Below are 24,793 nucleotides of genomic sequence, written 5' to 3' on the forward strand. Positions count from 1 at the left end.
GGGCGCCGTCGTGTGCGGGCCGCCCGGCTGGGGCGGGTGGTGCTCAGTGGCCGGGGAGGGGTTCGAGGAACTCCAGCCGGTTGCCGACGGGGTCGTGCGAGTAGAAGCGCCGGTGGCCCGGCAGGTTGTCGTCCCAGACGACGTCCGCTCCGCGTGCGCGGAGTCTGCCGGCGTACTCCTCGATGCCGGTGACGCGCAGTCCGGGGTGTGCCTTGCGGGCGGGCCGGAAGTCCTCTTCCACCCCCAGGTGCAGCTGTACCGCGCCCGCGGCGAACCAGCAGCCCCCGCGCGCGGCGAGGACGGGGGGTTTGGAGATCTCGGTCATGCCCAGGACGCCTTGGTAGTAGGCGCGGAGCCGGTCCTCCGATCCGGGGGGTGCGGCGAGCTGGGGTGGTCGACTGCGCTCAGCACGGTCATGCCTCCCTGCGTGCGATGGCGAAGATGCGGCGGAAGGGGAAGACGGTGCCCCTGGGGCCGCTGGGGTAGGCGAGGCGCAGGGCTTCGCGGTATTCGGCGAGGAACCGCTCGGCGGAGTCGCGGTCGTCGCCGAGGGCGGTGAGCACGGGGCGCAGGGCGGTTCCCTTGACCCAGTCCAGGACGGGGTCGGGGCCTTGCAACATCTGGTAGTAGGTGGTCTCCCAGACCTCGACCTCGCAGCCGAGTTCGGTGAACCGGGCGAGGTATTCGGCGGGTTCGAGGATGTGGATGTAGCGGGCTCCGTGGCCGGCGAGGCGTTCGCGCCAGCGGGGGGTGTCGCAGAGTTCGGCGAGGAGCCGGTGGCTGGGAGCGGTGAAGTTGGCAGGGATCTGGAAGGCGAAGGTTCCGCCGGGGCGCAGGCCGTTGATCCAGGCGGCGAAGGAGCCGGGGTGGCTGGGGACCCACTGGAGGGCGGCGTTGGAGACGATCAGGTCGTAGGTCTCCTCGGGCATCCAGGTGGTGATGTCGCCGGGGCGGAAGTCGAGGCGGCCGCCGCCGGGGGTGGGTCCGGCGTGTTCGGCCTCGGCGAGGCGGAGCATGTCGGGCGAGAGGTCGAAGCCGGTGATGTGGGCCCCGGGCCAGCGGTCGGCGAGGAGTGCGGTGACGTTGCCGGGGCCGCAGCCCAGGTCGGCGATGCGGGCGGCCGGGTCGGTGGGGAGCTCTGGTATGCGGGTCAGCAGGTCGAGGAAGGGGCGGGTTCGGTGGCCGGCGTGCCGGAGGTACTGGTGGGGGTCCCAGACGGGTGCCGAGGGGCTGGAGCCGTCCATGGCGTGGGGGCGCACGGCCGACGCGGTATCGGAATGCATGTTCGAGCCTCCCTACTGGTGGGGCGGATGGAAGCGGAAGCCGTTCCGGCCCCCTCCATGCCCATGCTCGGCGAAAATATATCTCGATGTCAAGATTCTCGATTTGAAGAGACTTCATGTCGACAGACCCCGTACACTGATCGGCATGGAGGACGAGGTCGACCGACTGGTCGCGGCATGGCGGCGAGAGCGCCCTGACCTCGACGTGGAACCGCTCGAAGTGCTCAGCCGCGTCAGCCGGCTCGCACGCCACCTCGACCGCGCCCGCAGGCTGGCCTTCTCCGAGCACGGCCTCGAACCGTGGGAGTTCGACGTCCTGACCTCGCTGCGGCGCGCCGGGGCCCCGTACCAGCTCTCCCCCGGGCAACTGCTCACCCAGACACTCGTCACCTCCGGCACCATGACCAACCGCATCGACCGGCTGGCCAAGAAGGGCCTCGTCGAGCGGCTGCCGGACCCCAGCGACCGCCGCGGGGTGCTGGTGCGGCTGACCCCCGAGGGGCGCGACCGCGCCGACCAGTCCCTGGCGGGGCTGCTGGCCCAGGAACGGGCGATCCTGGCCCAGCTCTCCACGGCCGAGCGCGTCGACCTCGCGGGCCTGCTACGCCAGTTGACCGCTCCGTTCGACAACATCCCCGGATAGCTCCGCGGGCCGCACGCCGGCCCGCCGGGCCAGGGCCACGGCCGCCAGGGTGGAGTGCACCCCGAGCTTGCCCAGCACGTTCTGCATGTGGGTGCGGACCGTGTGCGGGGACAGGAACAGCCGCGCCGCCACGTCCTTGCGGCCCAGCCCCGCCACCATGCAGCGCAGCACCTCGTGCTCGCGCGGGGTGAGGGACTCCACGAGCCGTTCGCTGTCGGTGCGGTGCTTGCGGGCGGCCGTCAGCTCCCGCAGCACCCCGGTGAGCAGTGCGGGCGCCAGGTGGGTCTCCTCGCGCAGCACCCCCCGGATCACGGCGAGCAGCCGCGACAGCGAGCAGTCCTTCGCCACCCACCCGGAGGCCCCGGCCTGCAGGGCGAGGGCGGCCCGGCGCGCGTCGTCCCGCTCGGCCAGGACCACCGTGCGGACGCCGGGATGGGCGGTGCGCACCCCGGCGACCAGCGCGATCCCGTCCGCCGGCGGCGGGGACGGGGCACCGGGCGCCCGCTGGCCGGGGACGGGCAGCACCGCGCCCGTACCGGCCCCGGCGGCCGTACCGGGCGGGCCGGGCGTCCCCGGCGGGCCCGGGACCGCCGGTGTGCCCGGGGCGGTGGGCGCGGCGGCCGCTCCGAGGTCGGCGTCGACCAGCAGCACGTCGAAGCGGCGGCCTTCGGCGGCCGCGCGCTCCAGGCAGCGCTGGGCCGCGGGGCCGCTGCCGGCCGCGGACACGTCCACGTCCGGTTCGGCCGCGAGCGCGGCCGCGAGAGATTCGGCGAAGATGCGGTGGTCGTCGACCACCAGGACCCGGATACGAACCACAAAACCCCCAAGGGTCGGGGAACGGACGACTACGGGTACGACGCCCGGCCGGGTGGCCCACGGGCCGCCGCGGCCGCCGCCGCGACTTCTGGTGCACCTACCCGGGACCGACGCCGTACCCGGCGTGTCTCGACCCCTGAATCAACACCGGCCCCCACCGGCGTCCTTCATCAGCGTAGGACGGGGGGCGTCCCGTGGTTGGCCGAATAGCAGAAGTTTTCCGAGCGATTTTCGGGTCGCGGGCTCCGCAACGGCTTCCGCGGTGGCCGGATTTCGACTGTCCGGAAGCCCGGGAACGGGATTCCCTCCAGATTCCCTCCAGATTGCCTACCCGGCGCGTGCCCCAGGCAGTTGCACGGCGTCCACTTCACCCGGCGTACGCACGCCGGGCGCCCGCGCAGGGCGCCCGTCCACCGCGCTCGCCGGATGTGCGTGCGCCCCCCGCACCGGACGGTGCGGGGGGCGCGGCGGGACGCCGGAGGACCGGCGCACGGGGGGCTCAGGGGGCGCGCGCCCCCCGGGCGGCCGGAGCGTCAGGAACGCTGTCTGCGGGCGAAGGCCCAGGCGTCCGCCACGATGTTCGTGAGGTCCGAGCGGGTCGGGGTCCAGCCGAGGCGTTCGTGCGCCGTGCGCGCGGAGGCGACCAGGACCGCGGGGTCGCCGACCCGGCGGGGGGCGACCACCTCGGGGATGTCGCGGCCGGTGACCTTGCGGACCGTCTCGATGACCTCGCGCACCGAGAAGCCGCTGCCGTTTCCGAGGTTGCAGATCAGGTGCTCGCCCCCGGCCGCGACCCGCAGCGCCGCGAGGTGGGCCTCGGCGAGGTCGGCGACGTGGATGTAGTCGCGCACGCAGGTGCCGTCGGGGGTCGGGTAGTCCTCCCCGAACACCGAGATGGCCTCGCGCTCCCCGAGGGCGACCTGGAGGACGAGCGGGATCAGGTGGGTCTCGGGGTCGTGGCGCTCGCCGAACTCCTTGTAGGCGCCTGCCACGTTGAAGTAGCGCAGGGAGACCGCCGCGAGGCCGTGCGCCGCGCACTCCCCCGCGATCATGTGGTCGACGGCCAGCTTGGAGGCGCCGTACGGGTTGGTGGGGGCGGTCGCGGAGCTCTCCGTGAGCGCGCCCTCGGTGGGCTCCCCGTAGGTGGCGGCGGTGGAGGAGAAGACGAGGGTGCGCACCCCGGCCTCGCGCATGGCGGTGAGCAGGGCGAGGGTGCCGCCGACGTTGTTGTCCCAGTACTTGCCGGGGTTCACGACGGACTCCCCGACCTGCGAGGAGGCCGCGAAGTGCAGCACGGCGTCGTAGGAGGGGTCCAGGTGGCGGGCGGCGTCCTGGATGCGGCCGTTGACGAGGGTGGCGCCGGCGGGGACGCCCTCGGCGAAGCCGGTGGAGAGGTCGTCGAGGACGGTGACCTCGTGTCCGGCCTCCAGGAGATGGGCGGTCACGACACTGCCGACGTATCCCGCACCACCGGTGACCAGGTACTTGCTCACTCGCACTCCTAACCTCTCGCGGAAGCACGCGACTGCGCGTGCCGGTGTCTGGCTTACCGGATTCCGAGCTTCCGGGGAAATCGCGGGCCCGGGCGGCTCAGCCCGCGGCGGGCTGCGGCCGGTCCTGCGGGCCCTGGAGCTCCCGTGGCAGCTCCCGGGGCGCGGGCAGCGGGGCCCGGTCGAGCAGTCCGGTACGGGCGGCCAGCGCGGCCGCCTCCAGCCGGGAGCCCACGCCCAGCTTCATCAGGACCCGCTGGACGTGGGTGCGTGCCGTGCTCGGTGCGATGTCCATGCCGGCGGCGATCAGCCGGGTGTCCTCGCCCTCGGCGACCCGCACCAGCACCTCCACCTCGCGCGGGGTCAGCAGCCGCAGCAGCCGGGTGCCCTCGTCGTCGGGCTGCGCGGCGGGGTTGAGGAGCTCGGCGAAGGCGCTCTGGAGCAGCTGCGGGGAGATGACGACCTCCCCGGCCCGGGCCTTGGCCAGGGCCCGCTCGACGCCTTCGATGCGCTCGTCCTGGCGCACGTAGCCCGAGGCGCCGGCGGCGAAGGCGGCGGCGATCCCGCGCGGGCTCGGCACCGGGCCGAGGACGACGACGGCGATCTGCGGGCGCTCGCGCTTGATCCGCACGACCGGCTCGAAGACCCCGGGCTCCGCGGGGGTGGCGGTGCCGAGCAGGCACACCTCCGGGGCGCGGCTGATGACCAGTTCCGCGGCTCCGGCCGCCGGCGCGGCCGCCGCGAGCACCCGGTGCCCGCGCAGTTTCAGGGCCGAGGCGAGCGCCTCGGCCAGCAGACGGTGCTCGTCGACCACCATGACGCGTACGCCCATCAAGGCTCCCACCCCAGATCCTTCTGACCCGGCAAGCTACACGCTTGTTCGACGGGGCGCGGTGGTTACCGCGCGAAAGCCCCCGATCGGCGGGCACCGGCCGGGGGCTTTCGCGGGCGTCCGCGCGCTCTTGGCGCGGCGCGGGTGTCAGTTCGCGGCGAAGGAGATGAACAGGTAGTCCTTCTCCTTGTCGGAGTACGGCTTGCTGGCCAGGCTCTCGGACATGAACAGGCGGCCGTTGTGGTAGCGCAGTTCGGAGCGGTCCGGGGAGAAGCCGGCCTCCTGGCTCCGGCTGGCGGCCGGGTTCTGCATCAGGACGGTCTCCTTCATCGTCTTGCCGTCGAGGCTGACGACCTGCCCGCCGTTGTCGTACGGGGGCACCTTGTAGGCGATGATGTTCGACCCGTCCATGCGCAGCGGGTACATGACGTACTTCTCGCCCGCGTCGGCGCGGTCGCTGGTGGCCTTGCCGGTGTCGAGGTCGAAGGAGACGATCTCGTTGGTGCGGCCGGTGGGCGAGGAGCCCTGGTGCTCGTACGTGGGCAGGTAGACCTTGCCGTTGCCGACGACCATGTTGGTGCACTGCTCGACCTCGGTGGCCGGGCAGCGGGGCGCGTAGCTGCCGGAGGAGAGGCCGATGCGGGCCTTGAGCTGGCCGGCGTCGTCGAGGACGAAGAGGTCGCTGACGTTGGTGGCGTTCTTCGCGGTGTTGCCGACGTTGGCGGCGATGACGAGGGGCTTGGTGGAGATGATGCCGGCCCACTCGATGCCCGCGGACAGCTTGTACGAGTACTTGGGCGCGCCGGTGGCCGGGTCGAGGGCCTGCGCGAAGAGGGTCTCGTCGGAGTTGCCGCCGCACTTGCGCAGGACGGCGAGGGCTTCGCCGCCCGCGTAGCCGAGGTCGTAGCAGCCCTGGGCGTCGGTCTTGGGGGTCCACAGGGGCTTGCCGTCGGCGAGGTTCCAGGCGGCGCCGCCGTACAGGCCGCCGGCGGCTACGGTCTGGCCGCTGATGGTGATCTCGCTGAAGGCCACCGGCTTGTCGCCGCCGGTGGCGGACTTGGCGGTGGCGGACCACACCAGCTTGCCGGTGTTCAGGTCGACGACGCCGGCCTGGGTGCACTGCGGGTACTTCTTGTCGGCGGTGGCCGGGCCCTCCTCGAAGAGGATGGCGGTCTTGTTGTCGCTGATGTGCTTGGTGGCTCCGCAGACGTTGGCGCCGAGCGGGAGTTCCCACTTCTTGCCGCCGTCGACGAGGTTGTAGCCGACGACCTTGCCCAGGTCGGACTTGACGTAGGTGGTGTCGGTCAGCCAGGAGCCGTCGACGCCGATCACGCTGTCGCCGGACACCTGGGTGGTCGCGCTGGCCAGCGGCTTCGACTTGGGGTTGGCCGGGGCCTTCTCGCTGCCGGCCAGGGCCGGGCCCTTGGGGTCGGGCGAGCCGCTCGCGGAGGCGGCGGGCGGCTTGTCGCCGCCCGCGTCGCCGGAGGTGTACCAGAAGCCGCCGCCGATGATGAGGGCCATCGCCAGGACGGCCGCGCCGACGATCAGCAGCTGGTTGCGCAGGTCGTTGGAGCCGCCTGCGGCGGGCTGCGCCGGGGCGGGGGCCTGGAGGGTGCCCGGCTGCGGGTAGCCGTAGCCGGGCTGCTGCTGCGGGTAGCCGTAGCCGGGCTGGCCGGCCGTCGGGGGCATGGCCGGCTGGGCGGGCTGGGTGGCGGACTGCGGAGGCTGCGCGGGCTGCGGGGGCTGCTGCGGCGGGGTGCCGGGGGCCTGCGGGGCGGCCGGGGGCTGCCCCGGCGGCGGGCCGGGCGGCGGCGGGGGACCGCCGAAACCGCCGGACGGCGGCTGGCTGGGGGGCGGCGGGGTGCTCATCTGCTGCTACTGCCTCTCGGTGGGCGGCTCGGTGGACTCGTTCACTTGCCGAATGCCATCAGGAACTTCTCGTCCGTGCTGTTGGCCATCAGGGTGGTCACGGACAGGAAGAAACGGCCGTCCTGGAAGGCCCTCTGGGAGAACATGAAGGAGCCTTCGATCTTCGCGGCCGGTCCCGAGGGCAGGCGCAGCAGCGTCGTGGGCGTGCCGCCGGCCACCGGGATCGAGATGATCTCGCCGGGCTGGTCGAGGGCGCCGGTGTGGTAGGCGATCAGCTGTCCGCCCGCGGCCTTGAGGGGGCTCAGGCTCCGCTTGTCGCCGGCGGCCCGGCGCCACTTGGGCTTTCCGGTGGCGAGGTCGAAGGCGACGATCTCGTTGTTGTCGCCGCCCTTGGTGTCGGTCATCAGGTAGAGGGTGTCGCCGTCGACGGCGGCGTCGCCGCAGCCCTGGAGGTCGTCGAGGGTGCTGCTGCCGCAGTTGACGGCGAAGGAGCCTTCGGCGGCCATGGCGGAGCGCTTCTTGCCGTCGGCGGTCAGGGCGATGACGGCGCGTTCCTTGGTGTCGCGGTTGCCGATGTCGAGGACGGCCGGGAAGACGGAGTAGACGCCGTTGACCTGCCAGCCCTTGGGGAGCCGGTAGGCCCAGCTCTTCTTGCCGGTGACCGGGTCGGCGTCCTGGACCTCGACGGTGCGGTCGGCGTCCATGCACAGGGCGATGCCGAGCACCTTGTCGCGGCCGGCGGCGTACTGGGTGGGCTGGCAGCCTTCGGGGACGTTGCCGGAGAAGAGCTTGTCGCCGGTGCTGACGCGGTAGGCGCTGGTGCCGCCGAGCCGGTTGACGACGACGGTGTCGCCGGTGAGGCTCAGGGTCGCGCTGGCGCCGCCGCCGAACAGGCTCTCCTTGACGACCTCCTTGGTCCACCCCTCCTTGCCGGCCTTGAGGTCGATCTGCTTCAGCTGGTTGCACTCGGCATTGGAGCCGGCGCCGTCCTTGACGATGACGACGGTCTTGCCGTCGGCGGTGGCCTGGGCGGCGATCCCGCAGATCTCCGCTCGGACGTCGATCTTCCACTTCTCTTTGCCGTCGGCCGTGCCGTAGCCGACGACGGTGTTGCCGATGGTCTTGGCGATGGTGTCGCCGACCACCCACTGGCCGCGGGTGGAGATGCCGCCCGAGCCGGAGCTCTGGAGTTTGACGGTCTTGAGCCAGAGCGCCTTGTCCTCGCCGGGCTTGCGGCCCGCGTTGAGGTCGGTCTGCTCGCCACTGCCGTTGCCGCTGCCGTCGCCCTTGTCCACGGACGCGGAGGGCTTGGGGTCGGCGGGGGTGGAGCCCTGTGCGACGGGCTGCTTGGGGCGCTCGTCGTCGCCGCCGAAGACGAACCAGGCGCCGGCGCCCAGGACGAGGACGCCCACGGCGGCCGCCGCGACGAGGACCGCGCCCTTGCGGCGGCCGCCGGGCGGCGGGCCGGCGGGCGCGCCGGGTCCGCCGGGCGGCGGCGGGAAGCCGTAGCCGCCGGGCTGGACCGGCGGCTGGGGAACGGTCGGCGGCTGCTGGGCGTACGGGTTGCCGCCGGGCGGCGGGTATCCGTATCCCGGCTGGGGCGGCCCGGGGAGGTGGCCGTAACCGGAAGGGGGCGGCGGCTGGTTCGGCGGCGGCTGGGGCGGCTCGGTCATCAGCGCATACCTTCGGCTTCAGGCGGTCGGTGAACCGGGCGGGACCCGGCGGAGATCGAAAAGAACCGACCCTTTCTATCACCCGTGGCCGGTACGCAACGGGCCGGTCGCACCCCTGTTCCCAAGGGCGGACCGGCCCGTGACGCGGCCGTTATCGGGCCTCCCGGGGTCCCGGGGCTCAGGCCTCCTCGGCCAGTTCCAGCCAGCGCATCTCCAATTCGTCCCGCTCGGAGATGAGTTCGCGCAGCTCCGCGTCGAGCTTGGCGACCTTGTCGTAGTCGGTGGAGTGCTCGGCGATCTGGGCGTGCAGGTTCGACTCGCGGTCGGACATCTTGTTGAGCTGCCGCTCGATCTTCTGGAGTTCCTTCTTCGCGGCGCGGGAGTCGCCGGAGGACGTCGACTTGGCCGCGGCCGCCGGGGCGGGCGCGGGGGCGGCCGCCTCGATCATCCGCCGGCGGCGCTCCAGGTACTCGTCCAGGCCGCGCGGCAGCATCCGCAGGCTCGCGTCGCCGAGCAGGGCCATCACCGTGTCGGTGGTGCGCTCGATGAAGAACCGGTCGTGCGAGATCACGATCATCGAGCCGGGCCAGCCGTCGAGGAGGTCCTCCAGCTGGGTGAGGGTCTCGATGTCGAGGTCGTTGGTGGGCTCGTCGAGGAAGAGGACGTTGGGCTCGTCCATCAGCAGGCGCAGGATCTGCAGCCGGCGGCGCTCACCGCCGGACAGGTCGCCGACGGGCGTCCACTGCTTCTCCTTGGTGAACCCGAACTGCTCGCACAGCTGACCGGCCGTCATCTCCCGGCCCTTGCCGAGGTCGACGCGGTCGCGGACGCGCTGGACGGCCTCCAGGACGCGCAGCGACGGGTCGAGCTCGCCGACCTCCTGGGAGAGGTAGGCCAGGCGGACGGTCTTGCCGACGGTGATCTCGCCGGACGCCGGCTGGACCTCGCCCTGGGTGCGGGCGGCCTCGGCGAGGGCCCGCAGCAGGGAGGTCTTGCCCGCGCCGTTGACGCCGACGAGGCCGACGCGGTCGCCGGGGCCCAGGTGCCAGGTGAGGTGCTTGAGGAGGGTCTTGGGTCCGGCCTGGACGGTGACGTTCTCCAGGTCGAAGACGGTCTTGCCGAGGCGGGCGTTGGCGAAGCGCATCAGCTCCGACTTGTCGCGCGGCTCCGGCACGTCGGCGATCAGCTCGTTGGCGGCCTCGATGCGGTAGCGGGGCTTGGAGGTCCGGGCGGGGGCGCCGCGGCGCAGCCAGGCCAGCTCCTTGCGCATCAGGTTCTGCCGCTTGGTCTCCTCGGTGGCGGCGATCCGCTCGCGTTCGGCGCGGGCGAAGACGTAGTCGCTGTAGCCGCCCTCGTACTCGTAGACGGAGCCGCGCTGGACGTCCCACATGCGGGTGCAGACCTGGTCGAGGAACCAGCGGTCGTGGGTGACGCAGACGAGGGCGCTGCGGCGGGTCTGGAGGTGGCCGGCCAGCCAGGAGATGCCCTCGACGTCGAGGTGGTTGGTGGGCTCGTCGAGGACGAGGAGGTCCTGCTCGGCGATGAGCAGCTTGGCGAGGGCGATGCGGCGGCGCTCGCCGCCGGAGAGCGGGCCGATGACGGTGTCCAGGCCCTGGCCGAAGCCGGGCAGGTCCAGGCCGCCGAAGAGGCCCGTGAGCACGTCGCGGACCTTGGCGTTGCCGGCCCACTCGTGGTCGGCCATGTCGCCGATGATCTCGTGGCGGATGGTGGCCGAGGGGTCGAGGGAGTCGTGCTGGGTGAGGACGCCCATCCGCGTGCCGCCGCTCTGGGTGACCCGGCCGCTGTCGGGCTCCTCCAGTTTGGCGAGCATCCGGATGAGGGTGGTCTTGCCGTCACCGTTGCGGCCGACCACGCCGATCCGGTCGCCCTCGGATACGCCGAGGGAGATGCCGTCGAGCAGGGTACGGGTGCCGTACACCTTGCTGACTGCCTCGACATTGACCAGGTTGACGGCCATCAGACGCGCTCCAGGGAAAGGGTGTGGATCAGCCCCTCAGCCTAACCCTCCGCGCCGACGCCGACCGTTCCACCAGCCAGGCGCCCGCCAGGGCCATGCCGATGGCGGCGGGCGCGGTGACCGGGAGGGCGATGAGGACGGCGGTGTGCCCCTCCAGGAGCCCGCCGAGGCCGGTCGTGGACAGGCCGAGGATCCCCAGCAGGCACAGGGTGGTGCCGAGGGCGGCGGCGGGGCCGGCAGCGGGGGCGGCGGGGCCGGCCGCGGCGGCGGGGGTGCGGGAGGGTGCCTCGAAGCGGCGGAAGCAGGCCACGAGGAGGGCGGTGAGCCCGGCGGCGAGGAGGATCCTGACCGGGACCTGCGCCCACCAGGCGGCGGTGGCCGGCTCGGGCAGGGCGAGGCCGAGGGCGAGCTGGGCGGCGTACACCCCGAGCATGGCGGTGAGGTGCCACAGGAACGCGGTCATGGCGACCCCGTTGGCGGCGACCACCCCGCGCCAGACGCGGGGCCGGGCGAGCAGGGCGGCGGCGGGGCGCGCGAGCAGCTGGACGGCGCCGACCAGCCACATGCCGTGGCAGAGCAGGGCGAGGGTGGGCGGGGCCATGTTGGACACCTTCTCGCCGGGCATCCCCACCATCGACAGCGGGTACGGCCCGGCGGCGACGAGGAGCACCGCCCCGGCGAGGCCGGCGCCGCCGAGGAGGGCGGGGCGGCGGATGCGGCCGTCGGCGCGCAGGAAGCCGAGCTGGTGGACGGCGAGCCAGACGAAGGCGAAGTTCAGGAACTCGGCGTACGGGACGTGCAGGGCGAAGCGCAGGACGTCGACCAGCGCGGCGGCGCCCGCCAGGGCGGCGAATGCGCCCCATCCCCAGCGGGCGTGGGCGCGCAGCAGGGGCGGGGTGAGGGCCACCATGGCGAGGTAGATCCCGATGAACCACAGCGGCTGGGTGACCATCCGCAGCGCGGCTGCGGCCAGCGGGCCGCGGTCGGCGCCGGCGAGCTGCACGGCCAGGGCGAGGACGGCCCACACCAGGACGAACACCAGGGTGGGCCGCAGCAGGCGGCGCAGCCGGGCGCGCAGGAAGACGGCGTACACGGGCCGGCCGGCGGCGCGGCGCTCCAGGGAGCGGTAGGAGAGGGCGTGGCTGAACCCGCCGACGAAGAAGAAGACGGGCATCACCTGGAGCCCCCAGGTGAGCAGCTGGAGCCGGGGCAGCAGGGCGAGCAGGTTCCCGATGCCGGCGGAGCTCACGGCGGCCATCAGCCAGTGGCCGAGGACGACGGTCCCGAGGGAGGCGACGCGGAGGAGGTCCACGTACCGGTCCCGCGAGGCGGGGGTGGCGTCGGCGAGTTCGCGTGCGCTGGCTGTCATGTCCCCTACGCTCGCGGCGCGGGGCGGGCGGGAACAGGGCGCGGCTACTCATCCGCGGCCTAGGTACCGGGGACTGGGCAGGGGTGCCGCTGCGCGGGGCGAGGTCCCCCACCCGCCCTTCGCCCGTTCCCCGGGGCAAGCCCCGGACCCCGTACGTGCGCTGCGCGCCCGTACGCTCAAACGCCGCGCGGGCTGGATTGCCCGCAGGGCAATTCCAGCCCCGCCGGCGTTTGAGGCGCTGGGAGCACCTCCCAGCGGGTAGCTGGGGGAGGGTCCGGGGGCGGAGCCCCCGGGAGACGGAGAAAGGGCGGGGCGGGGAGACGGCTCCGCGCAGCGGCACCACGCGCACCCCCCGGCGGGCCCGGCTACGCCAGGACCGTGGCCCCCGCCGCCGGCGAGGCGGTGACGCGGGTGGCCCGGCACGTGCCGGAGGCCTCCAGCTCCGCCGCCACCTTCACCGCCGCCTCGGCGTCCCGCACCAGGAACGCCGTCGTCGGCCCCGACCCCGACACCAGCCCGGCCAGGGCCCCGGCCCCCACCCCCGCCGCCAGCGTCTGCGCCAGCTCCGGCCGCAGCGACAGCGCCGCCGGCTGGAGCCCGTTGGACCGCGGCAGCACCGCCGCCAGCGCGTCCGGGTCACCCGACGCGAGGGCGGCCAGCAGTTCCGCCGAGGCCTGCGGCACGGGTACGGCCGTGCCCTCCGTGAGCCGGTCGAACTCGCGGAACACCGCCGGCGTCGACAGCCCGCCGTGCGCCACCGCGAACACCCAGTGGAACGTCCCCGCCGGCACGGGGGTCAGCAGCTCCCCGCGCCCGGTGCCCAGTGCCGCGCCGCCCACCAGGCTGAAGGGGACGTCGCTGCCGAGCTCCGCGCAGATGGCGAGGAGTTCCTCGCGCGGGGTTCCGAGCCCCCACAGCGCGTCGCACGCCAGCAGCGCCGCCGCGCCGTCCGCGCTGCCGCCGGCCATGCCGCCCGCGACGGGGATGTCCTTGGCGATGTGCAGGTGGACGGCGGGGGTGAGCCCGGCCCTCGCGGCGAGGATCTCGGCGGCCCGCGCCGCGAGGTTCGTCCGGTCCAGCGGCACCTGGTCGCTGTCGGGGCCCTCGCAGCTGACGGTGGGCCCGTCGCCGGTGGTGGCGGTCGCGGTCACCTCGTCGTAGAGGGAGACGGCGAGGAAGACGTTGGCCAGGTCGTGGAAGCCGTCGGGGCGGGCCGCGCCCACCGCCAGCTGCACGTTGACCTTCGCGGGAACCCGTACGGTGACCGGCCCGGCCACCGGCCCGCGGGGCGCGGCGCTCACAGCGCGGGCTTCTGTGCGTGGGCGGGCTTGTGCTCGGCGATCGCCGCGAACTCCTCGACGGTCAGGGACTCGCCGCGGGCCAGCGGGTTGATCCCGGCGGCGGTCAGCGCGGCCTCGGCGGCGGCCGCCGAGCCGGCCCAGCCGGCCAGGGCCGAGCGCAGGCCCTTGCGCCGCTGGGCGAACGCCGCGTCGACCACCGCGAAGACCTCGGCCTTGGAGGCGCTGGTCGCGATCGGCTCGGAGCGGCGGACGAGGGAGACGAGTCCGGAGTCCACGTTCGGGGCGGGCCAGAAGACGTTGCGGCCGATGGCCCCGGCGCGCTTGACGTCCGCGTACCAGTTCGCCTTGACGGAGGGGACCCCGTACACCTTGTTGCCGGGGCGGGCGGCGAGCCGGTCGGCGACCTCCGCCTGGACCATGACGAGGGTCCGCTCGATGCTGGGGAAGCGGTCGAGCATGGTCAGCAGCACCGGCACGGCCACGTTGTAGGGGAGGTTCGCGACGAGGGCGGTCGGCGCGGGGCCGGGCAGCTCGGTGACCAGCATCGCGTCGGAGTGGACGAGCGCGAACCGGTCCTTCTTGTGCGGCATCCGGGCGGCGATGGTGGCGGGCAGCGCGGCGGCCAGGATGTCGTCGATCTCGACGGCGACGACCCGGTCGGCGGCCTCCAGCAGGGCGAGCGTCAGCGAGCCGAGGCCCGGGCCGACCTCGACGACCACGTCGTCGGGGCGGACCCCGGCGGTGCGCACGATCCGGCGGACCGTGTTGGCGTCGATGACGAAGTTCTGGCCCTTCTGCTTCGTCGGGCGCACGCCGAGGGCGGCGGCCAGCTCTCGGATGTCGGCCGGGCCGAGGAGGGCGTCGGAAGGGGCCTCGGTGTTCCCGGGGGTCCCGTGGGGCTGCTGCTGCTCTGCGGTGCTCACCGGTAAAGCCTACGGCCGCAGTGCGGCCACGGACTCGCCCCCCGCTGCACGTAGAGCTTCTTCGCCCGGAACGTCTGCTCCCCGGCGGGGGCGTCCTGCGGGCGGCCGCTGCCGCCGAGGGCCTGCCAGGTGGCCACGTCGAACTGGTAGAGGCCTCCGTAGGTGCCGGAGGCGTCGGTGGCGGAGGGCCGGCCGCCGGACTCGCACTGGGCCAGCGCCCCCCAGTCGAGGTGGTCGGCGCCGGCGACGGAGGCCGGCAGCGGCTTCGTGCCGACCTTGACCAGCTGGCTGACGGGCTCGCGGACGACCTCCTCGGCGATCTTGCGGGGGGGCTGGCGGACCCCGTTGACGGTGCGCAGCCCGTACGTGACCCGGCGCGCGCCGGGGCGTCCGGCGCGCTCGACGACCTCGCTGCCGGCGAACAGGGTGTCGTCCTCGACGCGTTCGGTCTCGTACGGGATGCGCTCCTCACGGACCTCGCGGGTGCCGGTGATGCGCAGGACGGTGACGGTCTGGCCGTCGCGCGGGAAGGAGTCCGGGGGGACGGAGGTGGTGTCCTCGCCGCGCAGGGTGATGCCGGCCTGGTCGAGGGCCTCCTTGACGGTGGCGGCGTTGGTGCGGATGGTGCGTTCGCGGCCGTCGGCCATGAAGGTGACGCCGCGTTCGGTGCGCACGCTGAGGGTGAGTCCGGTGCGGGGGACGGGGGCGGTGCGGGGGGCGGAGAGGTAGGCGCCCTCGACGCGGACGCCGAGCTGGCGCAGGGCGGCGTCGACGGTGCGGGCGGTGGTCCACACGCGGCGGCTGGTGCCGTCGAGGGTGAGGCTCAGGGGGCGGCCGTAGCGGACGACGACCTCTTCGCCGTCCTCGAGGGAGGAGTCGCGGGCGGGGGCGACGAGGTCGTGGGGGCCGACGCCGAGGCCTTCGGCGGCCAGGAGGTCCTCGACGTTCCCGGCGAAGGTGTGGAGGGTGCGGGGTTCGCCGTCGACGGTGAGGTGGACGGACTTGTCGGCGGCGACGAAGGCGGTGGTGCCCCCGGCGAGGAAGGCCACGACGAGGGCCTGGGGGACGATGCGCCGCCAGCCGTCACGGACGGCGGCACCCTGCACGGCGCCGGTACGGGCACGGCGCCGCCGGCCGGGGGCGGCGGCGTCGGGTTCGGCTGCGTCCAGGGGGTGGGGGGCGGCACGGCGCCGGCCGGTGGGGGCGGCCAGGTCGGGTCCCGCGGGGGCGGGAACGCCGTCGAACGCCCTGCGGCGGCCGGCGGCTGCGCCCGCATCACCCCCGGCTTCGGCCGGGGCACCGGGGGCACGGCGGCGTCCGGTGGCCGGGGTGCGCCCGGGGCCGGCGTCCGGGGCGGGGGCGTCACCGTACGGGGAACCTGGCGCCCGGCGACGGCCGGGGCCGGCGTCCGGGGCGGGGGCGTCGCCGTACGGGGAGCCTGGCGCCCGGCGGCGGCCGGGGCCGGTGTCCGAAGCGGGGTCGTCACCGTAGGGGGAACCTGGCGCCCGGCGACGGCTGGAGCCGGTGTCCGAAGCGGGGCCGTCACCGTACGGGGAACCTGGGGCGCGGCGACGGCCGGGGCCGGCGTCCGAAGCGGGGCCGTCACCGTAGGGGGAACCTGGCGCCCGGCGACGGCTGGAGCCGGTGTCCGAAGCGGGGCCGTCACCGTACGGGGAACCTGGGGCGCGGCGACGGCCGGGGCCGGTGTCCGGGGCCGGGCCGTCACCGTAGGGGGAGCCTGGCACCCGGCGACGGCCGGGGCTGGCGTCCGGGGCGGGGTCGCCGCCATAGGGGGAGCCTGGGGCGCGGCGGCGACCGGTGGCCGTGGGGGCGTCAGGGGCGGCTCCGAGGCCGGGGGCCGCGCCGGGGCCGGGGGCCGCGCCGGCGCGGCGCCTGCCGGTGGGGCGGCGGCCTTCGGCGGGGGCCGCGCCCGGGATTCCGTCGGCCGGGGGTGGTGGTCCGGCCGGGGCGGCGGCCCTGCGGCGGCCACCCCCTCCGGCCCGGCGGGAGGGGGCCGGGGCGGGGTCGCCGGCGGCGGGCGGGGGCGGGCTGGGTGTGGGGCCGGGGGCGGGGCCTGCTCCGGCGCGGCGCCTGCCGGTGCCCTGGCCGGTCCGGCCGGCGGGCTGACCGGCGCCGCCCGGGCCCGCGCTCTGGGGGCCGCCGCCTGGGCCCGCTTCGGTCCGTTCCGCACCGGACGCCCTGCGCCGGGCTCCGCGCCGCCCTTCGGCCCGGGGGGCGGGGACCCCGGGCTCGGGGCCGGGGCCCTGGCGCTGGCCCAGGCCCGGGTCCAGATCCAGGGCCAGGTCCAGGTCCAGGTCCGGATCCGGAGCCGGGCCGGCGTCCGGCTCGGCCTCCGGCCAGGAGACACGGCGGTGACTGCCCTGCGTATCGCTCACGTCGCTCGCTCCACTGGTCCGGCCCCGGCTGGTTCGGGCACGGCACCCTAGCGGGAGCGACCGTCACGCACCAAAGCCGTTCGACTACCCAGCGTGTCGAACGAACGGGTGTACCGAAGGTGTTGCCACGGCCGTACCGAAATGTCGGCACATCACCATGTCGGCACACCCATATATCCCCATGTCGCCAATGCCACCTGCACGGCACACGACCCACACCGCACGCGACCCGCGTACGCGACCCGCGCACGCGTCAACCGCACGACACGCAACTCACACCAGCCGCGCACCACACACACCCGCAAGCACCCCGCGCGCACACCCCCCGCAGGCACCCGCAGCCGGGCGGCAACGCACGCGCCACCCGCCCGCGCCCCAGGGCCGCGCCCCACCGGCGCGGCGGCCGGTCAGTAGTCGAAGGCGCGGGCCGTGTTCGCCGCGAGGGCCGTGGCCATGGCGTCCTCGTCGATGCCGCGCACCGCCGCCATCGCCCGCACCGTCAGCGGGATCAGGTACGGCGCGTTGGGCCGCCCGCGGTAGGGCGCCGGCGTGAGGTACGGGGCGTCCGTCTCCACCAGCACCAGCTCCAGCGGGGCCACCGCCAGCGCCTCGCGCAGCGGCGCCGCGTTCTTGAAGGTGACCGTGCCGGCGAAGGACATGTAGTACCCGGCGGCAGCGCACTCCCGGGCCATCTCGGCGTCCCCCGAGTAGCAGTGGAAGACGGTCCGCTCGGGCGCGCCCTCCTCGCGGAGCACGCGCAGCACGTCGGCGTGGGCGTCGCGGTCGTGGATGACCAGCGCCTTCCCCTGCCGTTTGGCGATCTCGATGTGGGCCCGGAAGGAACGCTCCTGCGCGGCCATGCCCTCCGGTCCGGTGCGGAAGTAGTCCAGCCCGGTCTCGCCGACCGCCTTGACGTGGCCGAGGGCGGCCAGTGCCTCGATCTCGGCGAGTGCGTCGTCCAGCGCGCCCTCACCGCCGCCGGCCCGGGCGCCCTGCCGCGACCAGCCGTCGGGGTCCCCGAGGACGATGCGGGGGGCTTCGTTCGGGTGCAGTGCCACCGCCGCGTGGACGTTGGGGTGGGCCGCCGCGGTCTCGGCGGCCCACCGCGAGCCCTTCACGTCGCAGCCCACCTGCACGACCGTGGTCACCCCCACCGAGGCGGCCTTCGCCAGCCCCTCCTCGACCGTGCCGGACTGCATGTCGAGGTGGGTGTGGGAGTCGGCCACCGCCACCCGCAGCGGTTCGGGCAGCGGGGGCGGGGCGTCCTTGGCGGCGGAGGAGGAGGCGGAAGGGCTAGGGCTCATGGGCCGATCTTATGACCGGCGCAGCAGCCCCAGCAGGCGGGAGAGCAGGCCCCGGCGCCGGCCGCCGGGCTCGTTGACGGCCACCGGCCCCGGGGAGTCGTGCGAGGGCCTGCGCTGCCTGGGGGGCCGCGGCGGGTTCTCGCCGGCCGGCACCGGTCCGGCGATCCCGGGGGCGATGCGGTGGTGGTAGAGCCGGTCGATGGTGGCGTTCACCTGGGAGACGGTGCCGGCCCGCATGATCCGTACGACGTGCCCGCCGCAGTTCAGGCAGGTCGGGTTCGACAGCGGGGAGGGCACCCGCTCGGCGTTCACCTTGTACATGATGAACGGCTGGCCCTTGCCGTCGGTGTGGTGCTCAATCGCGTAGGACTGCTCCCAGCCGTACCCGCACTTCATGCACGCGAAGGAGTAGGCCTCGTGCACGGTCTGCACGTCGGGTGTGGAAACGGCGGCAGGACCTGCGGCGGGGACGGGTACCGGGGTGTCAGCGATCTCACTCATGCCAGCTCCTCTTGTTCCACTGGTGCCATTGCCAGTGGACGCCTCTTCGGGCGGGAGCGCATCAGGCCCTGTCCAGTGTTGGACTCTCTTTGGGCCAGTCATGTCTCAAAGCGGCCGGTGCGCGGTCTGAGCTTTGCTTTTCAGGTTAGCTCTTTACCGATCTACGGCATCTTTTGTGCCGCATTCTTTGCCGCGACCACCGCGTCGAAGACCTCGCGCTTGGGTACTCCGACCTCGGCGGCGACCGCCGCGATGGCCTCCTTGCGCCGCTCCCCCGCCTCCTCGCGCACCCGCACCCTGCGCACCAGCTCCTCGTCGTCCAGGTCGGCGGGCCCGGCGGCCGGCGCGCCCTCGACGACGATGGTGATCTCACCGCGCACCCCCTCGGCGGCCCACTCGGCCAGAGCGCCGAGCCCGCCGCGCTTGACCTCCTCGTAGGTCTTGGTGAGCTCCCGGCACACGGCGGCCCGCCGGTCGGCGCCGAAGACCTCGGCCATGGCCGCCAGGGTGTCGTCGAGCCGGTGCGGGGCCTCGAAGTAGACGAGGGTGCGCCGCTCGCCCTCGACCTCGCGGAGCCGGCCGAGGCGCTCGCCCGCCTTGCGCGGCAGGAACCCCTCGAAGCAGAAGCGGTCCACCGGGAGCCCGGACAGCGCGAGCGCGGTGAGGACGGCGGAGGGCCCGGGCACGGCCGTGACCTTGATGTCCTTCTCCACCGCGGCGGCGACCAGCCGGTAGCCGGGGTCGGAGACCGAGGGCATTCCGGCGTCGGTCACCAGCAGCACCCGACGGCCCTGTTCCAGGGCCTCGACCAGCTCGGGGGTGCGGGCGGACTCGTTGCCCTCGAAGTACGACAGGACGCGTCCGGTGGTGTGCACACCGAGCCCCTGGGTGAGGCGGCGCAGCCGCCGGGTGTCCTCGGCGGCGATCACGTCGGCCCGTTCCAGCTCGGCGGCGAGCCGGGGCGGGGCGTCGGCCAGGTCGCCGATCGGAGTCCCGGCGAGGACGAGTACACCGTCGGAGGAGGGGGCTTGGGCGCCGCGCGGCTGGTCTGCTGTCACCGCCACATCCTCTCATTGGGGCTCGTGGGGACTGGGGCTCGCACAGGGGCGTTCCCTACGATGACCCGGTGACCAGTACCGCGACGCCGCCGCCCAGCCCCGCGGGGGCCCCGCCCGTCCCGCCGGGCGGACGCGGCTCCGAGCACGAGCCGCCCGTGTGGCTGCGCCGCCTGCGGGGGTTCGGCTACCTGCCGGCCGCACCGGCGGCCGATGTCCGTACCCGCCTCGTGCCCCCGTACGCCAGGCCGTCCGCCCAGCTGTGGGCGGCGCTCGGGATCCCGGAGACGGCGCGGCACGTCTGGCAGCGGGTCATGGCGTGGGCGGGCCCGCTGCTGGTCACGCTCGTGGCGGGGGTGCTGCGGTTCACGCACCTGGGCAGCCCGAAGGCGGTGATATTCGACGAGACGTACTACGCCAAGGACGCGTGGGCCACCATCCGGCAGGGCTACGAAGCCAGCTGGCCCAAGGATGTCGACAAGTCGATCCTGCTGAATCCCGACGCGGTGCCGCTGCCGACCGACCCCGGCTACGTCGTGCACCCGCCGGTCGGCAAATGGGTGATCGGGCTCGGCGAGTGGATGTTCGGCTTCAACCCGTTCGGCTGGCGGTTCATGACCGCACTGCTCGGCACCCTGTCCGTCCTGATGCTCTGCCGCATCGGCCGGCGCCTCTTCCGCTCCACCTTCCTCGGCTGTCTCGCGGGCGCGCTGCTCGCGGTCGACGGCCTGCACCTGGTGATGAGCCGCACCGCCCTGCTCGACCTGGTGCTGATGTTCTTCATCCTGGCCGCCTTCGGAGCGCTGCTCATCGACCGCGACCGGGCACGGGCCCGCCTCGCGGCGGCGCTCCCGGTCGACGAGGAGGGCCGCACCCGCCCGGACGCGGCCGTCGCGGAGACCCTGCGGCTGGGCTGGCGTCCGTACCGGCTGCTGGCCGGGGTCTGCCTGGGCCTGGCGTTCGGCACCAAGTGGAACGGCCTGGTGGTGCTGGCCTTCTTCGGGGTCCTGACCGTGCTGTGGGACGCGGCCGCGCGCCGCACCGCCGGCGCGGGCGCCCCGTACGCGGCCATGCTGCGCCGCGACGCGCTGCCAGGCTTCCTGTCGACGGTGCCGGTGGCGATCGCCGTGTACCTGACCTCCTGGCTCGGCTGGATCCTGAGCCCGGACGACGGCAAGGGCGGCTATTTCCGCGACTGGGCGGCCAAGTACGACCAGAACAGCTCGCTGGCCTTCCTGCCGGAGTGGCTGCGCAGCCTGTGGCACTACGAGACGGAGGTCTACAAGTTCCACGTGGGCCTGACCTCGGGCCACACCTACCAGTCCAACCCGTGGAGCTGGCTGGTCCTGGGCCGGCCGGTGTCCTACTTCTACGAGTCCCCCTCGCCCGGCACCGACGGCTGCCCGGCGACCGAGGCGGGCAAGTGCGCCCGCGAGGCGCTGGCCCTGGGCACGCCGCTGCTGTGGTGGGCGGGCTGCGTCGCGCTGCTGTACGTGCTGTGGCGGTGGTTCTTCCGGCGCGACTGGCGGGCGGGTGCGATCGTGTGCGCGCTGGGCGCCGGCCTGCTGCCCTGGTTCAACTACCAGGAGCGGACCATCTTCTACTTCTACGCGGTGGTCTTCGTCCCCTACCTGTGCCTGGCGGTGGCGATGATGATCGGGGCCGTGCTGGGGCCGGCGGGCTCCTCTGAACGGCGGCGGGCGATCGGGGCGATCGGGGCCGGCGTGCTTGTGCTGCTGATCGTCTGGAACTTCATCTATTTCTGGCCGATCTACACCGGCCAGCCCCTGCCCATGGACTCGTGGCGTGGCCGGATGTGGCTGGATACGTGGATCTGACCCGTTAACCCCGCGTAAGGTGTCCGACACGGATCCTTTGAACACGTTCAGAGGGCTGGGGCTCCTGGGGAGGGGACGCAAGTGAACGGGGCGGCCAAGGGTGCCATCGTCGGCGGGGTGTTCCTCGCGATGGCCGGCGGTGCGGCGTACGGGGTGGTCACCCTCGTGGGTGACAGCGGCGACCACGGCGGTGACGGCAAGAACGGGTCGGGGGGCAACGGCGCGGTGACCGCGCAGAGGGCGAGCGGGCCCGTCACCGACCAGGAGACGGGCCAGATCGCCAAGGCGTTTCTGGCCGCGTGGGCGTCGGGCGACGCCCGGACGGCCGCGGACCTGACGAACAACGCGCAGGCGGCGCAGCCGGCGGTGGCCGATTTCACGTCCAAGGCGCTCGTCTCCAAGGCGGTCATCACGCCCGGCACCGCGAACGGCACCACCGTGCCCTTCAAGGTCGAGGCCGAGATCACCCACGAGGGGACGACCAAGCCCTTCGTCTACGACTCGCAGCTGACCGTCGTCCGCGGCGCCGGCAGCGGCAAACCGCTCGTCGACTGGCAGCCCTCGGTGATCCACCCGCAGCTGCAGAAAGACGAGCGGCTGCGCGCGGGCACCCCGGCCAGCCCGCCGGTCAAGGCCGTCGACCGCCACGGCAAGGAGCTGACGCCCGAACAGTTCCCGTCTCTGCGGCCGATTCTGGACGCGCTGCGCAAGGCGTACGGGGAGAAGGCCGGCGGCACCCCCGGCGTCGAGGTGTGGATCGAACCGGCCGGCGCCGACGCCCCCAAGCGGACCCTGACGACGCTGGTCGAGGGCAAGCCGGGGCAGTTGCAGACCGTCCTCGACGCCGACGTGCAGGCGGCGGCGGAGAAGGCGGTGGCGCAGTACGCCGAGGCCTCGGTCGTCGCGGTCCAGCCGAGCACGGGCGACGTCCTGGCGGTGGCCAACCACCGCCAGGACGGCTTCAACGCGGCGATGCTGGGCCGGCGCGCACCCGGTTCGACGATGAAGATCGTGACGGCGGCGATGCTGCTGGAGAAGGGCCTGGTGGCGGCCGACCGGCCGGCGGCGTGCCCGCCGAGCGCCACGTGGGACGGCAAGGTCTTCCGCAACCAGGACGGCTTCTCGCTCCAGGGCCAGCCCTTCTCGACCAGCTTCGCCCGGTCCTGCAACACCGCCTTCATCAGCCTGATCGACGACGTGAAGGACAACGGCGCGCTGCCGAGGGTGGCCAAGGAGGCCTTCGGCATCGGGCTGGACTGGAAGACGGGCATCCCCTCGCAGGACGGCAGCGTCCCGGTGACCTCGGGTTCGGCGGCCGCCGCCGAGTACATCGGCCAGGGCGCGATCCAGATGAACCCGCTGAACATGGCCTCCATCACGGCGACGGCCCGCACCGGGGTGTTCCGCCAGCCGGTGCTGGTCAAGGCCTCCCTGGACGGCCGCACCCTGGCGACGGCCCCGCGGTCGCTGGCGCCGGGGGTGTCGGCGCAGCTGGTGCGGATGATGCGGCAGACGGCGACGAGCGGCACGGCGGCGAAGGCGATGGCCGCGGTCGGCGGCTCCGACAAGGGCGCGAAGACCGGATCGGCGGAGGTCGACGGCGCGACGGCCCCGGACAGCTGGTTCACGGGCTTCAGCGGCGACGTGGCGGCGGCGGCCATGGTCGAGGGCGGCGGCCACGGCGCGGACGCGGCGGGCCCGATCGTGGCCCGGGTCCTCAACGCCTCCTGACACCGTTCCCCAGCACGCGGACCACTGGGCCGGGGCAGGCGCAAAACGCCTCGCCCCCGGCCCCGCACAGCGCTAGCGTCCCGGCATGACGACGAGCACCCCGCACCCCCTCTTCGCCCAGGCCCTCGCCGGACTCGGCCTCGACCTCGCCATCCGGACCTTCCCCGAAGGCACCCGCACGGCCGCCGACGCAGCCGCCGCGATCGGCTGCGAGCTCAGCCAGATCGTGAAGTCACTGATCTTCACGGCGGACGGCGTCCCGGTCCTGGTCCTCATGGACGGCGCCTCGCGCGTCGACGTAGAGGCGGTGCGGCGTCAACTGGACGCCGCGAAAGTCACCCGCGCCGACGCGGCACTCGTCCGCGAGACCACCGGCTACGCCATCGGCGGCGTCCCGCCCTTCGGCCACCGCACCCGCACCCGCGTCCTCGCGGACCGGTCCCTCCTGCGGCACGACGTCGTCTGGGCGGCGGCCGGCACCCCGCACGCCGTGTTCCCGATGCCCCCGCGCGAACTCGTCACCCACGCCGCCGCCGAGCTGGCCGACGTACGCGAGAGGAAGTGACCGCCGGCGCCGGCAAAACCGACGAAGCGACAAAGCGACAAATCGCTACAGGCAGCCGCGCAGCGCGCGCACCAGCGCCTGCGCGCGCGGATCGGCGGTCACCGACTTGGCGTGCGCGTTGGTGACGTAACCGAACCCGATGCCCGCCTCCGGGTCCGCGAAGGCCAGCGACCCGCCGCGGCCCGGATGGCCGAAGGAGGCCGGGGACAGGAGCGGGGACGCCGGCCCGTGCAGCATGTAGCCCGGCCCGAACCGGGTGCCGACGACCAGCACCCGGTCGGGGCCCGCGGCGAACTCCGTGCCGGCCAGCGCGGTGGTCGCGGGGGTGAAGATACGGGCCCCGTCCTCCACCACGCCGATCGTCGCGGCGTAGAAGCGGGCCAGAGCACGCGCCGTGCCGATTCCGGCCGAGCCCGGGAGCTCCGCGGCCTGGTAGACCGGGTCGTTCTCGTCGGGCTGCGGATCGATGGCGGCGAAAGCGCGGCGGGTCAGGGAATCCGGGTCGGCGTACGCCTCCGAAACGTTTCTCCTCGGCCGCGTCTTCAGCAGCCCCGCACTCGACGGAGGCTCGACCGGCGCCACCCGGCCCACCCGGTGCGCCTCGCCCTCCGGCAGGCCGATCCAGAAGTCCAGCCCCAGCGGCTCGGCCATCTCCTCGGCCAGGATCCCGCCGACGCTGCGCCCCGTGACCCGCAGCACCAGCTCGGACACCAGCCAGCTGAAGGTCTGCGCGTGGTAGCCGTGCGCGCTGCCGGGCTCCCAGAACGCCCGCTGCGCGGCGACGGCCCGCGCCCCGGACACCCCGTCCGCGGCCTCCGCCACCGTCAGCCCCCGGTCCAGCGCGGGCACGCCGGCCTGGTGCGCGAGCAGATGGCGGACCAGGGTCCGCTCTTTGCCGCCCGCCTTGAACTCCGGCCAGTACGAGCTCACGGGCGCGTCCAGGTCCAGCAGTCCGCGCTGGTGCAGCAGCAGGGGTACCGCCGCGGCCACCCCCTTGGTCGCCGACCGCACGATCGTCGCGGTGTCCTCGGCCCACGGCTCGGTGCCGTTCGCGTCCTTCGTGCCGCCCCACAGATCGACGATCTTGCGGCCGTCGCGGTACACGGTCACGGCCGCGCCCCGGTCGCCGAGGGCCTCGAAATTGCGCGCGAAGGCCTCGCGTACGGGCTCGAAGCCCTCGGTCACCACACCCTGGATGTTCACGAGCACACCAACAACAACGGCCC

General features: G+C 74.0%; 19 protein-coding genes and 1 pseudogene. 4 read left to right on the forward strand and 16 right to left on the reverse strand.

What is annotated here, in order from left to right; genetic code table 11:
• Window positions 1–43: 43 nt before the first annotated feature.
• Both BX286_RS15610 and BX286_RS15615 read right to left on the reverse strand, forming a co-directional pair.
• Window positions 44–411: pseudogene (locus tag BX286_RS15610) on the reverse strand (VOC family protein).
• Between the two features lie 2 nt (window positions 412–413).
• Window positions 414–1,283, reverse strand: coding sequence for a trans-aconitate 2-methyltransferase (locus BX286_RS15615; protein ID WP_079427659.1), 870 nt, complete (start codon window positions 1,281–1,283; stop codon window positions 414–416).
• 145 nt (window positions 1,284–1,428) lie between these two features.
• Here BX286_RS15615 and BX286_RS15620 point away from each other — a divergent pair, with 145 nt between their 5' ends.
• On the forward strand, window positions 1,429–1,926 hold the full coding sequence (locus BX286_RS15620; RefSeq protein ID WP_079427661.1) for a MarR family winged helix-turn-helix transcriptional regulator: 498 nt from the start codon (window positions 1,429–1,431) through the stop codon (window positions 1,924–1,926).
• On the opposite strand, the gene BX286_RS15625 is transcribed toward BX286_RS15620, so the two are convergent.
• The 13 genes from BX286_RS15625 to rsmI all read right to left on the reverse strand — a co-directional run bounded on the left by BX286_RS15625 (window position 1,885) and on the right by rsmI (window position 19,436).
• Window positions 1,885–2,742 (reverse strand): response regulator transcription factor, encoded by an 858-nt coding sequence (locus tag BX286_RS15625; protein WP_079427663.1) that lies wholly within the window; start codon window positions 2,740–2,742, stop codon window positions 1,885–1,887. The genes BX286_RS15620 and BX286_RS15625 overlap by 42 nt on opposite strands.
• Before the next feature lie 533 nt (window positions 2,743–3,275).
• The gene (gene galE / locus BX286_RS15630; protein WP_121015234.1) at window positions 3,276–4,235 is read right to left on the reverse strand and encodes a UDP-glucose 4-epimerase GalE; all 960 of its coding nucleotides are present in this window, start codon (window positions 4,233–4,235) and stop codon (window positions 3,276–3,278) included.
• A gap of 97 nt (window positions 4,236–4,332) precedes the next feature.
• Entirely contained in the window at window positions 4,333–5,064 is a 732-nt protein-coding gene (locus tag BX286_RS15635) for a response regulator transcription factor (RefSeq protein WP_079427667.1), read from the reverse strand.
• A 147-nt stretch (window positions 5,065–5,211) separates the two neighbouring features.
• Window positions 5,212–6,933: a PQQ-binding-like beta-propeller repeat protein gene (locus BX286_RS15640; RefSeq protein WP_079427669.1), complete on the reverse strand. Its 1,722-nt coding sequence runs from the start codon at window positions 6,931–6,933 to the stop codon at window positions 5,212–5,214.
• A 41-nt stretch (window positions 6,934–6,974) separates the two neighbouring features.
• Window positions 6,975–8,606 carry a PQQ-binding-like beta-propeller repeat protein gene (locus tag BX286_RS15645; protein WP_100863509.1) on the reverse strand — a complete coding sequence of 544 codons (1,632 nt, stop codon included), beginning with the start codon at window positions 8,604–8,606 and terminating at the stop codon, window positions 6,975–6,977.
• Between the two features lie 178 nt (window positions 8,607–8,784).
• Window positions 8,785–10,584, reverse strand: coding sequence for an ABC-F family ATP-binding cassette domain-containing protein (locus BX286_RS15650; protein WP_079427673.1), 1,800 nt, complete (start codon window positions 10,582–10,584; stop codon window positions 8,785–8,787).
• A 28-nt stretch (window positions 10,585–10,612) separates the two neighbouring features.
• Window positions 10,613–11,953, reverse strand: coding sequence for an acyltransferase family protein (locus BX286_RS15655; RefSeq protein ID WP_100863508.1), 1,341 nt, complete (start codon window positions 11,951–11,953; stop codon window positions 10,613–10,615).
• A 365-nt stretch (window positions 11,954–12,318) separates the two neighbouring features.
• Window positions 12,319–13,254, reverse strand: a complete 936-nt coding sequence (locus BX286_RS15660; protein ID WP_260338069.1) for a 4-(cytidine 5'-diphospho)-2-C-methyl-D-erythritol kinase — start codon at window positions 13,252–13,254, stop codon at window positions 12,319–12,321.
• Window positions 13,251–14,177: a 16S rRNA (adenine(1518)-N(6)/adenine(1519)-N(6))-dimethyltransferase RsmA gene (gene rsmA, locus BX286_RS15665; RefSeq protein ID WP_079427677.1), complete on the reverse strand. Its 927-nt coding sequence runs from the start codon at window positions 14,175–14,177 to the stop codon at window positions 13,251–13,253. Before rsmA ends, BX286_RS15660 begins: the two co-directional genes overlap by 4 nt.
• Entirely contained in the window at window positions 14,174–15,388 is a 1,215-nt protein-coding gene (locus tag BX286_RS15670) for a resuscitation-promoting factor (RefSeq protein WP_121017655.1), read from the reverse strand. The genes rsmA and BX286_RS15670 overlap by 4 nt, the downstream gene beginning before the upstream one ends.
• Window positions 15,389–16,980: 1,592 nt before the next feature.
• Window positions 16,981–17,877: a TatD family hydrolase gene (locus tag BX286_RS15675; RefSeq protein WP_079427681.1), complete on the reverse strand. Its 897-nt coding sequence runs from the start codon at window positions 17,875–17,877 to the stop codon at window positions 16,981–16,983.
• Between the two features lie 9 nt (window positions 17,878–17,886).
• The gene (locus BX286_RS15680) at window positions 17,887–18,378 is read right to left on the reverse strand and encodes a hypothetical protein (protein WP_398898574.1); all 492 of its coding nucleotides are present in this window, start codon (window positions 18,376–18,378) and stop codon (window positions 17,887–17,889) included.
• 161 nt (window positions 18,379–18,539) lie between these two features.
• Window positions 18,540–19,436: a 16S rRNA (cytidine(1402)-2'-O)-methyltransferase gene (gene rsmI, locus BX286_RS15685; RefSeq protein WP_079431763.1), complete on the reverse strand. Its 897-nt coding sequence runs from the start codon at window positions 19,434–19,436 to the stop codon at window positions 18,540–18,542.
• 68 nt (window positions 19,437–19,504) lie between these two features.
• On the opposite strand from rsmI, the gene BX286_RS15690 reads away from it, so the two are divergent.
• The 3 genes from BX286_RS15690 (at window position 19,505) to BX286_RS15700 (ending at window position 23,567) form a co-directional block, all read left to right on the forward strand.
• Complete coding sequence (locus BX286_RS15690) at window positions 19,505–21,271, forward strand: phospholipid carrier-dependent glycosyltransferase (protein ID WP_079427683.1); 1,767 nt, start codon at window positions 19,505–19,507, stop codon at window positions 21,269–21,271.
• A gap of 81 nt (window positions 21,272–21,352) precedes the next feature.
• Window positions 21,353–23,002: a penicillin-binding transpeptidase domain-containing protein gene (locus BX286_RS15695; protein WP_121015236.1), complete on the forward strand. Its 1,650-nt coding sequence runs from the start codon at window positions 21,353–21,355 to the stop codon at window positions 23,000–23,002.
• Window positions 23,003–23,087: 85 nt separating this feature from the next.
• Window positions 23,088–23,567, forward strand: a complete 480-nt coding sequence (locus BX286_RS15700; RefSeq protein WP_079427684.1) for a YbaK/EbsC family protein — start codon at window positions 23,088–23,090, stop codon at window positions 23,565–23,567.
• Window positions 23,568–23,612: 45 nt separating this feature from the next.
• Here the strand turns inward: BX286_RS15700 and BX286_RS15705 are convergent, their stop codons facing one another.
• Window positions 23,613–24,770, reverse strand: coding sequence for a serine hydrolase domain-containing protein (locus BX286_RS15705; RefSeq protein WP_167747586.1), 1,158 nt, complete (start codon window positions 24,768–24,770; stop codon window positions 23,613–23,615).
• Between the last annotated feature and the right edge of the window lie 23 nt (window positions 24,771–24,793).

The sequence above is a fragment of the Streptomyces sp. 3211.6 genome (assembly GCF_003634815.1).
In the GTDB taxonomy this organism is placed as follows: domain Bacteria; phylum Actinomycetota; class Actinomycetes; order Streptomycetales; family Streptomycetaceae; genus Streptomyces; species Streptomyces katrae_A.

Bases quoted from the DNA above. Each gene is read 5' to 3' on its own strand.
- BX286_RS15615 (WP_079427659.1), bottom strand. From the start codon at position 1,283: ATGCATTCCGATACCGCGTCGGCCGTGCGCCCCCACGCCATGGACGGC.
- BX286_RS15620 (WP_079427661.1), top strand. From the start codon at position 1,429: ATGGAGGACGAGGTCGACCGACTGGTCGCGGCATGGCGGCGAGAGCGC.
- BX286_RS15635 (WP_079427667.1), bottom strand. From the start codon at position 5,064: ATGGGCGTACGCGTCATGGTGGTCGACGAGCACCGTCTGCTGGCCGAG.
- BX286_RS15640 (WP_079427669.1), bottom strand. From the start codon at position 6,933: ATGAGCACCCCGCCGCCCCCCAGCCAGCCGCCGTCCGGCGGTTTCGGC.
- BX286_RS15645 (WP_100863509.1), bottom strand. From the start codon at position 8,606: ATGACCGAGCCGCCCCAGCCGCCGCCGAACCAGCCGCCGCCCCCTTCC.
- BX286_RS15650 (WP_079427673.1), bottom strand. From the start codon at position 10,584: ATGGCCGTCAACCTGGTCAATGTCGAGGCAGTCAGCAAGGTGTACGGC.
- BX286_RS15655 (WP_100863508.1), bottom strand. From the start codon at position 11,953: ATGACAGCCAGCGCACGCGAACTCGCCGACGCCACCCCCGCCTCGCGG.
- BX286_RS15675 (WP_079427681.1), bottom strand. From the start codon at position 17,877: ATGAGCCCTAGCCCTTCCGCCTCCTCCTCCGCCGCCAAGGACGCCCCG.
- BX286_RS15680 (WP_398898574.1), bottom strand. From the start codon at position 18,378: ATGAGTGAGATCGCTGACACCCCGGTACCCGTCCCCGCCGCAGGTCCT.
- BX286_RS15700 (WP_079427684.1), top strand. From the start codon at position 23,088: ATGACGACGAGCACCCCGCACCCCCTCTTCGCCCAGGCCCTCGCCGGA.